The following is a 14582-nucleotide window of genomic DNA, read 5'->3' on the forward strand; positions in this document are numbered from 1 at the left end:
CGGGCTCTGCTCGGGCTGGAGTGGCTCGGCGAGGTGTGGTCGTGCGGGCAGGTGCCGGGTGGGCATATCCAGCCCCTCCGGCGTTTGAGGAGCGGGGTGCGGGGCGGAGCCCCGCGTGCCCGGGCGGAGCGTTGGCTGCGCGGCCTTGGCTGCGCCGGTGCCCGCTCAAGCGCCGCTCGGGCTGGGTGTGCGGCCCGGCTCCGTCAGGTGCTGCGGGGGCTTCCCCCGCGCCCGCTCAAGCGCCGCTCGGGCTGGATGGTGCGGCCCGGCTCCGCCGCGCGCTGCGGGGGCTTCGTCCGGGCCCGCTCGAACGGCGCTGGGCGCGGCGCCTGCCTGGCCCGCAGGCCGTGGCTTAGTGGGGCACAGCCCGGGGACGTACACTCCGCCAGATGAGCAGCAGCACCACGCCCGTGGTCGGTCACGAGCCCCCGTCCCGCCCCGCCGGGCCCGTCCCGCGCCCGCGCGCCAGCCGGCCGGCCCTGGTGGCCCGGTCCGCCGGAGCGGTGGCCTCCGGCGTGCTGCTCTACGCCGGCTTCCCGCCCCGCACCCTGTGGTGGCTCGCACCGATCGCCCTCGCCCTGCTGGCCGCCTGCCTCCACGGCCGGCGCGCCCGGGCCGGCTTCGGACTCGGCCTGCTCGCCGGGCTTGGCTACCTGCTGCCCCTGCTGTCCTGGACCGGCGAGGAGGTCGGCCCCGTCCCGTGGCTGGCGCTGGCCGCCGTCGAGGCCCTGTTCGTCGCCCTCACCGGCCTCGGCATCGCGGTGGTCTCCCGGCTCCCCGCCTGGCCGCTGTGGGCCGCCGCCGTGTGGACCGCCGGCGAGGCCCTGCGCGCCCGGTTCCCGTTCGGCGGGTTCCCCTGGGGCAAGCTCGCCTACGGTCAGGCCGACGGCTTGTTCCTGCCGCTCGCCGCCGTCGGCGGAACCCCGCTGCTGTCCTTCGCCGTCGCCCTGTCCGGGTTCGGCTTGTACGCCACCCTGCTCGCCGCCCGCCGTCAGCCCCGCCGCACCGCCGCAGCCGTCGCCGCCCGCCGTCAGCCCCGCCGCACCGCCGCAGCCGTCGCCGCCCTGACGGTGGCCGCCCCGCTCGCCGCCGCACTGGCCGCCCGGCCCCTCGTCTCCGACGGCGCGCAGGCCGGCACCGCCACCGCCGCCGTCGTCCAGGGCAACGTCCCGCGCCTCGGCCTCGACTTCAACGCCCAGCGCCGCGCCGTCCTGGACAACCACGCCAGGCGCACCGTCCAGCTCGCCGAGGACGTCAAGGCCGGCAAGGTGCCCGCTCCCGACTTCGTGGTCTGGCCGGAGAACTCCTCCGACCTCGACCCGTTCGCCGAGCCCGACGCCTACCGCGTCATCGACCAGGCGGTGAAGGCGATCGGCGTGCCCGTCGCCATCGGGTCCGTCCTGGCGCCGGAGGACCGCCCCACCCTCCGCAACACCATGATCCTCTGGGACCCGGTCAAGGGCCCCACCACCACCTACGACAAGCGGAAGATCCAGCCCTTCGGCGAGCGCATCCCGATGCGGTCCTTCGTCCGCCTGTTCAGTTCCGACGTGGACCGGGTCCGCCGCGACTTCGGCCCGGGGAAGGACCCCGGCGTCTTCGACATGGCCGGAAGCCGCGTCGGCATGGTCACCTGCTTCGAAGCCGCCTTCGACGACGCGGTCCGCTCCACCGTCCGGGCCGGCGCCCAGGTCATCGCCGTCCCCAGCAACAACGCCACCTTCGGCCGCAGCAACATGACCTACCAGCAGCTCGCCATGGACCGGGTGCGGGCCGTCGAGCACAGCCGCACCGTCCTGGTCCCCGTCACGAGCGGCGTCAGCGCCGTGATCGAGCCCGACGGGACCGTGGTCCAGCAGACCCGCATGTTCACCCCCGACGCCCTGGTCGCGCGGATCCCGCTGCGGACCGGCGAGACCCCCGCCACCCGCTTCGGCCCGCTCGTCGAGTACGTCCTGCTCGCCGTCGCGGCCGGCGGCCTCGGCTGGGCCGCAGCCGCCCGGCGGGTCCGTGCGCGGTCCGGCTCCACGGACGCGGGCGCGGAGGTGGCGGGCGCGGGCGCGGGCGTGGAAGCCCGATGAGCACTCCGCAGTACATCCGTGAGCTCCGCCGTTCCATCGGCACCCAGCGGCTCCTGCTGCCCGGCGTGACCGCCATCGTCTTCGACGAGCACGGTCGCGTCCTCCTCGGCCGCCGCGCCGACACCGGCCGCTGGTCGGTCGTCGGCGGGATCGTCGAACCGGGGGAGCAGCCCGCGTTGACCGCGGTCCGCGAGGTCGAGGAGGAGACGGCCGTCCGCTGCGTCGCCGAACGCGTGGTCCTCGTCGAGATGCTGGAACCGGTCACCTACCCGAACGGGGACGTCTGCCAGTTCCTCGACACCACCTTCCGCTGCCGCGCCACTGGCGGCGAGGCCCGCGTCAACGACGCCGAGTCCCTGGAAGTGGGCTGGTTCGCGGCGGATGCGCTGCCGCCGCTGGAGCCGTTCGCCCTGCGCCGGATCGAGCTGGCCCGCGGGGCCGGCCCCACCTGGTTCGCCCCGGCCGGCCTCTGACGCGGCGCGTCGCCGTAGCGGCGGCTCCGCCCGGGCACGTGGGGCGCTGCCCCACACCCCGCGCCTCAATCGCCGGCGGGGCTGGATCGGCCCGGCGGGCCGCGCAACCCCTGGCGGTGTCCGGGCAGGCGTTGCCCGCGCGGCCGGGTCCGGGCGGGGTATCAAGCCCGAGCGGCGTTTGAGCGGGACCGGTCGGGGCTCCGCCCGGGCACGTGGGGCGCTGCCCCCCACCCCGCGCCTCAATCGCCGGCGAGGCTTGATGTGCCGGCCGGGCTGCATGAGGCGGCGGGGCTGGGTGTGCCGGCGTTGGTGGATTGGCTGGGCGGGGGCGCTGCCCCGCGACCTGGTCCGGGCGGCGTATCAAGCCCGAGCGGCGTTTGAGCGGGCCGGGCCGGGGCTTCGCCCGGGCTCTTGGGGTGCTGCCCCGCGCCCCGCGTCTCGAGCGCCGACGGGGCTGGATGCGCCGCGCCGCGGCGCGGAGCCGGGGCCGTGTCTGACCGACGCGCCGGCCGCGGCCCCGGCCGGCGCCCGTCTCAGGCGCGTCGCTCCCATACCGTCACGCGGCGTCCCCGGACCTGCTCGTCCACCACCGGCGTGAACCGCTCCCGCAGTACCGCCAGCTTCGTGCGGTCCCGTTCCGCCGACGCCGGTTTCGCCACCCGCGCCGCGTCCGTCACCAGCAGTATCCGCCGCTGCCCCAGCATCGCCGCGCGGATCCGGGCCGGGTCGGCCTCCTCGCCCTTGAGGGTCGCCGAGTCGACCGGTGTCCGGGCCAGCGCCACGTCGTCCAGCCCCGCGAACCTCCCGGGGGAGACCAGCGCGGTGTCCCGGCGGGCGGCCGGGACGAAAACCACCGCGTCCCCGGCCCGCTTCAGCCGGGCCACCTCCCGGGACACCGCCAGCACGTCGTCCACCCGGCTGGACGGCGCACGCTTGCCCAGTTCCACCGGGAGCAGCGCCAGCACCGCCGCCGCCACCACGACCGGCACCAGCAGCCCGGCCGCCCGGGCCGTCCGCGGCCGCCGCGCCAGTTCCCGGACGCCCGCCCCCAGGGCCGCCCCGATCAGCAGTGCCAGCCCCAGCAGGCTGAACAGCACGTACCGGTCCAGGAACAGCGGCTGCACCAGCGACAGCCCCACCAGCGCCAGCTGCGGCACCGCCAGCAGCGGCAGCCCGACCGCCGCCACCGACGGCCGCCGCCCGCGCGGACGGTCCAGCAGAGCCCCCACCCCGCCGATCGCCAGCAGCACCGCCGGGCCGATGAGCATGTGCCAGGTCAGCGGCGGTATCCACGACACCTGGTCGGACTGGCCGCGGCTGAACAGCACCAGCGGCAGCGCCCCCGCCACCGCGGCCGCCGAGGCCGCCGCCCACCGGGTCCACACCGCCCGTCCGGCCCGCACCCACCACAGCGTGGCCGCGTGGGCGGGCAGGAGCAGCAGCGACAGCCAGTTCAGCAGCGCGCACACGAGCACCAGCCCCCCGTACGCCGCCCAGCGCGGCCACCCCCGGCGCAGCCACCCCCAGCGCGGCCACCCCCCGCGCAGCCACCCCGGCCGGCCGCCCGGCAGCGCCCCCACCAGCAGCAGCGTCGACAGCCCCGCCCCCGCCGCGACCAGCGCGTACGGGCGGCCTTCCTGGAGGTGGAACTGCACGGCCGGCAGCAGCCCGAGGGCCAGCCCCCCGCCCAGCCCGGCCCACGGCCCGGCCAGCCGCCGTCCGATCACCGCCACGCAGCCCGCGGCCACCGCCACGCCCAGCACCGACGGCAGCCGCAGGCTGGCCGTGCTCGCACCGAACACCTCGAAGACCCCGTGCATCAGCAGGTAGTACAGGCCGTGCACGGCGTCCACGTTCCCCAGCATCCGCCCTATGTCGGCCACCGACCGGCCCGCGACCTGCCAGGTCGCCGCCTCGTCCCGCCACACGCTGTCCTGCCGGGACAGCCCCCACAGGCCGAGCGCCAGCGTCCACAGGACCGGGACGAGCCACACCGCCCGCGCCGGCAGGGGAAAGTGCGGGCGGGATATGTCGGAAGTCATGAAACGTGGGTCCTCGGCGCGGCGGCGGTCTGGGCGGGCGGAAGCGACCAGTCTATGGACGCCACGGAGGGGTTCCGGACCCCTGTTGTGCACCGCGGCGCGTGATCGCGGCGCCCGGCCGCACCTAGCCTCGCCCCAGGAGCGGCTCGTACGACACGACGAGGGGCGGTACCCGGTGAACTGGCTCATCCACGACTACCGCGAGAGCGATCTCGCGGCCGTCGTCCACCTGATCGACACGACGGCCGAGCTGGGCCAGGAGTCCGTCTTCTCGCTCGCCGAGTGCATCAGCGCCCTCACCGACCGGCAGCCGGCCGTGGTCGCCGTCCACCAGGGCGTCCCGATCGGCGCGGCCCTGGCCACCGTCTCCGGCGAACGGGCCTGGGTGATGCGGATCGCCATCGCCTCCGGTTGGCGCGGCCGCGGACTGGCCAGCGCGCTCCTGGTCGAGCTGGAGCGGCGGCTGATCGCCGCCCGCGTCGGCCGGATCGCGTACGTCCTGCCGGAGGAGGACCTCCTCGGCGAGGGACTGCTCAACGCCGGATACACCCGGCAGCCGGCCGTCGCCTACTTCGAGAAGAGCGAACCGCTGCACGGACCGGCGGCCGGCCTGCTCGACGACCTCGGCGGCCGCTTCCTGCCCAACGACCTGTGGACGAAGGTCGCCGGTATGGAAGCGGAGAAGGACCTGATCGAACGGCGGGTGGTGCTGCCGCTGGCCGAACCCGAGCGGGCCGCCCAGCACGGGGTGCAGCCGCCGCGCGCGATCACCCTGTTCGGGCCGCCGGGCACCGGCAAGACCACCTTCGCCCGGGCCATCGCCTCCCGGCTGGGCTGGCCGTTCGTGGAACTGCTGCCCTCCCGGCTCGCCGACGAGGGCAACCTGGCGGCGGCACTGCGCTCCGCGTTCTCCCGGATCGCCGAGCTCGAACGGGTGCTGGTCTTCATCGACGAGGTCGAGGAGATAGCCCCGGTCCGCACCGAACCCGCCCGGCCGGGCGGGATCCACGGGGTGACGAACGAGCTGCTGAAGCTGATCCCCGGTTTCAGGGAGGGCGGTGAGCGACTGCTGGTGTGCGCCACGAACTCCATCCGCTCGCTCGACCCGGCGTTCCTGCGGCCCGGCCGCTTCGACTACCTGATCCCGATCGGCACGCCCGACGGCGGGGCGCGGGCCGCGATCTGGTCCCGCTACACGGCGGGCCGTACGGACGTGGACGTGACCGCCCTGGTGGACGCCACCGAGCTGTTCACCCCGGCGGACATCGAGCACGCGGCGCGGATCGCGGCCCAGGTGTCCTTCGAACGGGACCTGGAGGCGGTCGGCACGAGGGGCGGCTCCGCCGTGGCCCCCGGTGCGACCACGGCGGACTACCTGGCGGCGGTGTCCCAGTGCCGGCCGACCGTGACGCCCGCCATGACCGGCGAGTTCGCGGCGGACATCACGGCCCACGCCCGGGTCTGAGACGGGGCCGCCCGCGTCCGCCCCCAGCGGGGGACGGCCCGCGGCCGCTCCCCAAAGCGCCGCGGGCCCTCCGCGCGGACTGGTGGTCGCGCGGAGCGCCACGCCCCGGTTGGGGTGGTTCGCCGGCTGGGACGTGGCTGTTCCCGAGTCAACCAGCGCGACCGGGCCGGCCGCTTCGGCCGTACGGCCGGACCGAACCCGGCCGTCCGGCCGGTCCCGGCCCGGGGGAACCCGGCCGTCCGGCCGAGCCGGGTCGGGTCCAGGCCCGGGGCCCGGTTCGGCCCCCGGCCCTGTCTCCCGGACCGTGCCCCGCGTTGCGGGCGGGGCACGGTCCGGAGGAGAGGGCCGGGGGCATCGACCGTCCCGGGAACGGCAGAGCGCCCTGGTCATGCGCGACGACGAGCAGGACGGCGCCCCGCCGCGCACCCGAGTGGACCTCGGCGCGGGCACCGTCGTGGTCCGGCTCTAGCCTCGGCAGCGGTAGGTGAACGCCACGGAGTCCGTGAGCGGCCGGGGTTCCAGCAGGCGCAGTTCGGCGCGGGCCGGGTAGGTGCCCTCGCCGGTGAACGTCCACAGGAGCCGCAGCCGGGCCTCGGTACGGCCGCGGGGGACGCGTTCGGAGAGGCGTTCGGAGCTGGTGCCGTCGCTGCGCACCCACTGGTAGACGAGCGTTCCGGGACGGCCGTCCGTGGTGACCACGGCCGTGACCGCCGCCGCCGAGTCGCAGCCGGGCGCCCCCGGTTCGGCGGCCACCGCCAGCGCCCGCACCTCCATGGCGGGACCGAACCGGTACCAGCCCAGGTAGGCGAGTACGGCGGCCAGCACGACCGCGGCCAGCGCGTACCGGCGCAGCCCGCGCCCCCGCCCCGGCCGGCGCGCTTCCGCCACGGCGGGGCCCGCCACCGGGAACGGCGGCGCGTGGTACGCCGTCACCCCCGGCCCGAACCGGAGCACGGACCCCTCGACCCGGTCCGGGAGGACCGCGGGCAGCGGCAGGGTCCGCGCGGGACCGGTGTCGGCGGGCACCGTCGGCCCGTGGGAGTGCGGTCCGCCGGGGAAGTCCTCGCGCAGGGTCTCCTCGCGCCGGGTCGGCGCCGGGGGGCCGCTGAACCAGTGGCTGCCCAGTACCGTCGCGCTGTACTCGTCCTCGTCGCGAGGGTCACGGCCGTTCACGAGGGCACGCACCGCGGCAGGACGAAGGTGTCGCCGGCCGGGCCGTTCTCCGCGGCCGGTGTGGTGGTCACGCGCACCGCCACCGAGCAGGTGCTCCGGCTCACCGGGTGGCTGACCGGCGGCAGTTCGGCGCCCTGGTAGGTGAGGGTGTCGGTGCCGTCGGGGACCGTGGGATCCGTCCCGTCGCCGGTGAACCACTGCACCGTCACCTTCACCGGCCCCGTGCCGGAGGCCTTGACGCTCACCGCCGCCTGCACCCGCAGCGCCGCCTCACCCCGGCTGAGCCGCGCGCCCACCGCGTACACCCGCACGGTCGGCGAAGGAGGCGCCGTGGTCGTCGGCGGCGGCGTGACCGTCGGGGTGACCCGTGTCGGCGTGGGGCTCGGCGACGCCCAGCCCGTCACGGACGGCGACGGGGAGGGGGACGGCGACCAGGACGGGGACCACGAAGGCGAGGCCTGAGCCGACGCGGAAGGGGAGGGGGACGCCGACGGCGTGGCCGACGGCGAAGCGGTCGGGGGACGGCTCGCCGTCGGTCCCGGAGCCGGCCGGGACGCACCGCCACCGGTGCCGGTCGTCGCGAACGCGCTGACCGCCGCACCCCCGCCCGGCTCGTTCCCGGACGCCTGGGTGGCCAGCACCAGCAGCGCCCCCACCACCAGCGCCACCCCCGCCGCGAACAGCCCGCTCCGGCCGGGCGCCCACCCCGACCCCAGCGAGGTGTCCGCCAACGCCGTGGTGCCCACCGCCGGTTCGGCCGCCGCCGGGAACAGCAGCGGCAGCAGTGCCGCCAGCGCGGCCAGCTTCCGCTGCCCGCGCTCCTCCCAGTCGTCCCCGTAGGCACCCCGGGCCAGCGCCTCCAGCTCGGCCACGAACGCCTCGGCGTCCTCGGGCCGCTGCTCCGGCCGCTTCGCCAGGCCGCGCCGCAGCAGCGGACGCACCGGCTCCGGGGCCTCGGCGTCCGGTACCGGCGCCTCGACGTGCTGGAGCGCCAGCTCGGCGAAGTTCTGCCCGGTGTACGGCTTGCGGCCGGTCAGGCACTCGAAGAACACCGCGGTCGCCGCGTACACGTCGGCCGCCGGCGAGGCGGGGCCGCCCTGCCACTGCTCGGGCGCCATGTACGCCGGGGTCCCGGCGACCCCCGGCGTGCTGCCCCGGCCCGCGGCGATCCCGAAGTCCACCAGCTTCGACGAACCGTCCGCCGCGACCAGCACGTTCTCCGGCTTGTAGTCCCGGTGCACCACCCCCGCCCGGTGCGCGGCGGCCAAGCCGAGCAGCGACCCCTTCAGCAGCGCCAGCGCGGCCTCCGGCTCGGTGCGCCCGTCCGGGCCGAGCAGGGCCCGCAGCGCCACCCCGTCGACCAGCTCCATCACGATGGCGGCGCCGCCGGGCGCCTCCACGTACTCGTAGAAGCCCACCACGTAGGGGGAGCGGAGCCCGCCCAGCAGGCGGGCCTCCGCCCGGAACTCGGACAGGAACGCCGGATCGGCCAGGAAACGGGCGCTGAGGTACTTCACCGCCACCGGGGTACCGGTCGCCTCGTGCACCGCGAGTACCACGCGGCCGCTGCCGCCCGAGCCGAGCTCCCGCGTCTCCCGGTATCCGGGGACCGTCCACGCGTTCATCCGCCCACCCCCTGCCGTGTTCCGCGGGCACCGTGCTCCGACCACCCCCATGGACACGGTTTCCGCCACGGCCGGTTCCCAACCCCGCGAACTCAGGCCGCGTCGCGCTCCTTCGCGGCTCCGATCAGGGCGTGCAGCCGGTCGGCGGCCGCCCGCCCGAAGGACGGGTCGTTGATGTGGGTGTCGTACTCGAACACCTGGGCGGCGCTGCCGGCCAGGCCCTCCCGCAGCGACGCGAACAGCGCCGCGTCGGCGGTCGGATCGTGGTACGGGCCGTCCGGCGCGCCCAGGGTGGACAGGCCGCGCAGCGGAACGCAGACGGCGGTGGGGCCGGCGGCGTCCCGCAGCTTCCCGGCGACCAGCCGGCCCAGCTCCGCGCACTCCTCCCCGGTCGTGCGGATCACCGTGATGGACGGGTTGTGCACCCGCACCCGCCGGTAGCGGGCCTGCTCGGGCAGGGTGTCCAGCGGCCCGAACTTCACCATGTCCAGCGCCCCCAGGCTGACCACCTGGGGGACGCCCGCCCGCCCGGCGGCGCTCAGCCGGTCCGGGCCCGCGGTGAGGATCCCGCCGCAGAGCTCGTCCGCCAGCTCGCTCAGGGTCAGGTCGAGCACCCCCGCGAACACGCCCTGCCCGGCCAGGGCCTCCAGGGTGCGGCCGCCCGTCCCGCTGACGTGGAACACGAGTACCTCGTACCCGAGTTCGGTGAGCCGCTCGCGGGCCGCGTCCACGCCCACCGTGGTGACCCCGGCCATGCTGGCGGCCACCAGCGGTCGCCCTCCCGCGCCCAGCCGGTCCGTACGCACCTCGCGGGAGCCCCGGGCGAAGCCCTTGGCCATGCCGGCGGCCGCGTCGGCCGCGTTGGCGAGCACCGGCGCCGAGACGCTGTTGATCCCGGCGATGTCCACCACGCTGTACATCATGGTGATGTCACAGGAGCCGACGTAGCGGGCCACGTCCCCCGAGGCCATGGACGAGACCATCAGCTTCGGCACGCCCAGCGGCAGCGCGCGCATGGCCCGGGTCGCGATGGAGGTGCCGCCGCTGCCGCCGATCGCGAGGACCGCGTGCAGCCGGCCCTCCGCGTGCAGGCGTAAGACGGTGGCCTCGGCGCCGGCCGCCATGGCGGTGACGGCGGCGCCCCGGTCGCCGTCCGCCCGCAGCCGTTCCAGGTCGGCCCCCGCCGCCCGGGCCACCGCCTCGCGGGGGACGTCGGCGGGCACCTTCGGTTCGCCCATCACCCCCGTGTCGACCAGTACGACGTCGACGCCGGCGCGCAACAGCCGTTCGCGCAGCCAGCCGTACTCCACACCCTTGGTGTCCAGGGTTCCCACCAGCACGACATTGGTCATACGTGCAATGTCCATGCGATCGGCACGGTTGGCAACGGGGCCCGGACCCATCCGGGATCATTCGGCCAGCAGCCCCGACAGCCTCTCCAGGAAAGGGACTTGGGAGGCGACGATCAGCTCCCGGGCCCGGGCGGGGCTGAACCACGCCACCCGGTCCAGCTCGGGGAACTCCTCGTACCGGCCCGAGCCGTGCGGCCACTCCATCGTGAAGGTCCCCGGCACCATCAGCGCCGGATCCAGGTCCGCCTCCACCGCCCAGACGGTCACCAGCTTGCCGCCCACCTGCCGCACCTCGCCCAGCGGGAGGTACGGCCCGTCCGGCGGCGGCAGGCCGATCTCCTCGGTGAACTCCCGGCGGGCGGCGTCGCGCGGGTTCTCGTCGTACGGCTCGTACTCGCCCTTGGGGATGGCCCAGGCGCCCGCCTGCCGCCGCTCCCAGTAGGGACCGCCCATGTGGCCGAGCAGGACCTCCGCCCCGCCGTCACCGTCGGTGCGGCGGAACAGCAGCAGCCCGGCGCTGTACTTCTGCGTCATGCACCGACCCTTCCCCGCGCGGGGCGGTCTCAGTGGTGGTGGGGGCCCTCGCGGTGCACCGGCCCGTGCGGGTCCGCGCAGTGCCGACCGCCGGACTGGTCGCCGGCCCGCTCACCGGCCCGCCCGACGCTGAGCAGCGCGTCCTGGACGTGGTCGACCTGGAGGGTGGTGTGGGTGATGCCGTACTCGGTGCCGAGCATCCGTTCCAGTTCGCGGCGCACCGCGTGGCAGTCGCCGGCCGGCTCCACGAGCACGTGCGCGGACAGCGCCGCCTCACCCGAGGTGATCGTCCAGATGTGCAGGTCGTGGACCTCGGTGACCTGGCGGTGCGCGACCAGCCGGTCGCCGACGGCGTCGGGGTCCACGTGGGCGGGCGCGGCTTCCAGGAAGATCCGTCCCGACTCGTGGACCAGGCCGTAGCCGGCCTTCACCATCAGCGCCACCACGACCAGCGTGGCGATGGCGTCGGCCTGCACGAACCCGGTGGTGACCACGATCAGGCCGGCCACCGCGGTGCCGATGAACGCGAACAGGTCGTTGAGGATGTGCTGGTAGGCGCCCTCCACGTTGAGCGAGGTCCGGTTGGCCTTGGAGATGCACCAGGCCGCGCCGATGTTCACCGCGATGCCCGCCAGCGCCGTCACCAGCACCAGCCCGCCCTCGACCTCCGGCGGGTCGATCAGCCGCCGCACCGCCTCGTACGCCAGCCAGACCGCCAGCAGCAGCAGGGTCAGCCCGTTCGCCTGGGCGGAGAGTATCTCCGCGCGCTTGAGCCCGTACGTGAACCCGCCCCGGGCCGGCCGGGCGGCCAGCCGCATGGCGATGAGGGCCAGCACGATCGAGACCGCGTCGGTCAGCATGTGCGCGGCGTCGGAGATCAGCGCCAGCGACTGCGCCACGATGCCGATGACCACCTCGACGGCCATGAACCCGCAGATCAGCGACAGGGCGATGGCCAGCCAGCGGCGGTCGGCACCGGCGCTGACGCCGTGGGAGTGCCCCGCGTGTCCGCCCCCGTGTCCGTCCGCGTGTCCGTCCGCGTGGCGGACCGCCTGCCCGGGCGCGTGGTCGTGCCCGTGGCCGTGCGCCTGATCGTGCGCGTGATCGTGTGCACCCATGGGTTCCCCCGTTTGTTCGGTTCCCGACGCGTGAAGTGAAGCGCACCTTTCGGATATCGGCAAAGGCTGCAACGGGGACCGTTGTCATTACCCTTAAGGACCCTCTGACCTGCGGTGATGCCCGGCCGGGGGGCTCGTGGGAAAATCTGTCCATGGTCCAGCGCACCGGTGTGCCGAACGCGCCCGAGCTTGTACTGGAAACCGACCGGGGCTCCACCGTGATGAGCCCGGGCCGGACCTACCACGTGGGCCGGGACCCGGACAGCGAGATCTTCCTCGACGACGCCCGCGTCTCCTGGCACCACGCCAACCTGCACGTCGACGGCGACCACTGGACCGTCGAGGACGAGGACAGCACCAACGGCACCTGGGCCGACGGCCACCGGATCCACGCCTGGGACGTCGGCGCCGGCAGCGAGCTCCGCTTCGGCAGCGGGCTCGACGGACCGCGCGCCGTCCTCCTCGAACGCGCCGCGGCCCCGCCCCCGCCGCCGTCCCCGCCCCCGCCGCCGCACGCGGCCCCGCCGCCGCACGCGGCCCCGCCCCCGTACGCGGCCCCGCCGCCGTCCCGGCCCGCCCCGCCGGCCGCACTCGACGCGCCGGGGCCCACCGGAGTCGCCACCCCGTCCCTGACCGGCACCTTCCGCCGGCCCACCAGCATCCGCCCGCTGCCCCCCTCCCGCGCCGTCGTACGGATCGGACGGGCCCCGGACAACGACCTCGTCATCGACGACCTCGTCGTCTCCCGCCGGCACGCGGAGCTGCGCCCCCGCCCCGACGGCGGTTACGAGATCGCCGACCTCGGCAGCCACAACGGCACCTTCCTCAACGGCGCCCAGGTCGGCGCCGCGCCCGTCGCCGAGGGCGACATCATCGGCATCGGGCACTCCGCCTTCTGCCTGGCCGGCGACCGCCTGGTCGAGTACGTCGACACCGGGGAGATCTCCCTCGACGTCCAGGACCTCACCGTCACCGTCGACCGCGGCCGCAAGGTGCTGCTCGACCACGTCTCCTTCCCGGCCGGCGCCCGGTGCCTGCTCGCCGTCGTCGGCCCCAGCGGCTCCGGCAAGTCCACCCTGCTGGGCGCGCTCACCGGACTGCGCCCCGCGGACGGCGGCACCGTCCTCTACGACGGCCGCGACCTCTACCGCGACTACGCGGAACTGCGCCGCCGCATCGGCCTCGTACCGCAGGACGACATCCTGCACGCCCAGCTCACCGTCCGCCGCGCCCTCGGCTACGCCGCCGAGCTCCGCTTCCCGCAGGACACCGCCAGGGCCGAACGCAGGGCCCGGGTCGACGAGGTGATCGGCGAACTGGGCCTGGAGCAGCGGGCCGACCAGCCGATCCACAGCCTCTCCGGCGGCCAGCGCAAACGCGTCTCGGTGGCCCTGGAGCTGCTCACCAAGCCCTCCCTGCTGTTCCTGGACGAGCCCACCTCCGGACTCGACCCCGGCATGGACCGGTCCGTCATGCACATGCTGCGAGGTCTCGCCGACGACGGGCGCACGGTCGTGGTGGTCACCCACAGCGTCCTCAGCCTCGACGTCTGCGACCGGCTGCTGGTCCTCGCGCCCGGCGGGCGGACCGCCTACTACGGGCCCCCGGACCGCACCCTCGACTTCTTCGGCCACAGCCAGTGGCCAGAGGCGTTCGAGGCCTTCGAGACCCAGCGGGACCGCGACTGGGCCGGGGAGTACCGGGCGTCCGCCCTGCGACGCCAGTACGTCGACGGAGCCGCCCGGCAGCCGCTCCGGCCCCAGCAGCCCGAGGGATCCCGGCAGTCCGGGCGACCCGAGCAGGCCGAGCGGCCCCGGCAGCCCGGGCCGGCCCCGGCGCCCCGCGGGGCCGCCCGCCCCGGCCGCCCGGCCGGCGGCGCCGTCCCGCCTCCGCCCGCCGCGCGGAGCTGGACCGGCCAGCTCCTCACCCTGACCCGCCGTTACGCCGCCGTCCTCGCCGCCGACCGCACCTTCATCGCCATCATGATCGCCCTGCCGTTCGTGATGGGAGCCATGGTCCGTGCCCTGGCCGGCCCCCGGCTCACCGCCGCGTCCGCCGTGAACGCCCTGCTCGTGCTGTGCGTCGGCGGGGTGCTCACGGGAGCCGCCAACGCGGTCCGCGAACTCGTCAAGGAACGGCCCGTCTACCGGCGGGAACGGGCGGTCGGGCTGTCGCGTTCGGCCTACCTGATGTCCAAGGTGATCGTCCTCGGCACGGTGACCGTCGCCCAGTCCCTCGTCCTCACCCTGGTCGGCCTGGCCGGGGTCGAGCTTTCCGCCCCGGGCGGGGAGGGCGTCCTGCTGCCCCCGCTCGCCGAGCTCGCGCTGGCCGTCGCCCTGCTCTCCTTCGCCGCGATGACGATGGGTCTGGTGGTCTCCGCGCTGGTCCGCAAGGAGGAGGTCACCATGCCCCTGCTGGTCCTCCTCGCCCTGGTCCAGGTCGTGTTCTGCGGCGCCCTGCTGAAGGTCGCCGGCGCCCCCGTCGTCGAGCAGCTGGCCTGGATCGTGCCGGCCCGGTGGGCGTTCGCCGCGATGGCCGGCACCGTCGACCTGGCCGCGATCGTCCCCGGCGGCTTCACCGCCGACCCGCTGTTCGCCCACCGGCCCGGCGCCTGGCTCACCGCCCTCGGCGTGCTCCTCGCCCTCTCCGTCCTGTTCGTGGTTCTGGTGGCCCGGCTGTTGCGCCGCCACGAACCGGCCGTCATGCGGAAGTAGGGTCC

11 protein-coding genes are annotated in these 14582 nt (G+C 75.6%); 5 read left to right on the forward strand and 6 right to left on the reverse strand.

The features are described 5' to 3' along the window. Positions 1-389 precede the first annotated feature (389 nt). Positions 390-2081, forward strand: a complete 1692-nt coding sequence (gene lnt, locus ACFY61_RS12030; RefSeq protein ID WP_389470295.1) for an apolipoprotein N-acyltransferase — start codon at positions 390-392, stop codon at positions 2079-2081. Continuing rightward, on the forward strand, positions 2078-2554 hold the full coding sequence (locus ACFY61_RS12035; RefSeq protein WP_389470298.1) for an NUDIX domain-containing protein: 477 nt from the start codon (positions 2078-2080) through the stop codon (positions 2552-2554). Before lnt ends, ACFY61_RS12035 begins: the two co-directional genes overlap by 4 nt. 533 nt (positions 2555-3087) lie before the next feature. On the opposite strand, the gene ACFY61_RS12040 is transcribed toward ACFY61_RS12035, so the two are convergent. Beyond that, positions 3088-4596 (reverse strand): hypothetical protein, encoded by a 1509-nt coding sequence (locus tag ACFY61_RS12040; protein ID WP_389470299.1) that lies wholly within the window; start codon positions 4594-4596, stop codon positions 3088-3090. Positions 4597-4771: 175 nt separating this feature from the next. Here ACFY61_RS12040 and ACFY61_RS12045 point away from each other — a divergent pair, with 175 nt between their 5' ends. Then, a complete protein-coding gene (locus tag ACFY61_RS12045) occupies positions 4772-6061 on the forward strand; it encodes an ATP-binding protein (RefSeq protein ID WP_389470302.1) in 1290 nt (429 codons plus the stop codon). 304 nt (positions 6062-6365) lie between these two features. After that, positions 6366-6530: a DUF6191 domain-containing protein gene (locus ACFY61_RS12050; RefSeq protein WP_389470303.1), complete on the forward strand. Its 165-nt coding sequence runs from the start codon at positions 6366-6368 to the stop codon at positions 6528-6530. Here the strand turns inward: ACFY61_RS12050 and ACFY61_RS12055 are convergent. The 5 genes from ACFY61_RS12055 to ACFY61_RS12075 form a co-directional block, all read right to left on the reverse strand. Beyond that, positions 6527-7234 (reverse strand): hypothetical protein, encoded by a 708-nt coding sequence (locus ACFY61_RS12055; RefSeq protein WP_389470306.1) that lies wholly within the window; start codon positions 7232-7234, stop codon positions 6527-6529. The two genes, ACFY61_RS12050 and ACFY61_RS12055, sit on opposite strands and share 4 nt — an antisense overlap. Beyond that, a complete protein-coding gene (locus tag ACFY61_RS12060) occupies positions 7231-8859 on the reverse strand; it encodes a serine/threonine-protein kinase (RefSeq protein WP_389470309.1) in 1629 nt (542 codons plus the stop codon). Before ACFY61_RS12060 ends, ACFY61_RS12055 begins: the two co-directional genes overlap by 4 nt. A gap of 92 nt (positions 8860-8951) precedes the next feature. Continuing rightward, a complete protein-coding gene (locus tag ACFY61_RS12065; protein ID WP_389470311.1) occupies positions 8952-10211 on the reverse strand; it encodes a Tm-1-like ATP-binding domain-containing protein in 1260 nt (419 codons plus the stop codon). Positions 10212-10268: 57 nt separating this feature from the next. Next, complete coding sequence (locus ACFY61_RS12070) at positions 10269-10745, reverse strand: NUDIX domain-containing protein (protein WP_389470314.1); 477 nt, start codon at positions 10743-10745, stop codon at positions 10269-10271. 29 nt (positions 10746-10774) lie between these two features. Further along, positions 10775-11863, reverse strand: a complete 1089-nt coding sequence (locus ACFY61_RS12075) for a cation diffusion facilitator family transporter (protein ID WP_389470316.1) — start codon at positions 11861-11863, stop codon at positions 10775-10777. A 152-nt stretch (positions 11864-12015) separates the two neighbouring features. Here ACFY61_RS12075 and ACFY61_RS12080 point away from each other — a divergent pair, with 152 nt between their 5' ends. Beyond that, positions 12016-14577: an FHA domain-containing protein gene (locus ACFY61_RS12080; protein ID WP_389470319.1), complete on the forward strand. Its 2562-nt coding sequence runs from the start codon at positions 12016-12018 to the stop codon at positions 14575-14577. Positions 14578-14582 lie beyond the last annotated feature (5 nt).

Source organism: Streptomyces sp. NPDC012888, from assembly GCF_042900645.1.
GTDB lineage: Bacteria > Actinomycetota > Actinomycetes > Streptomycetales > Streptomycetaceae > Streptomyces.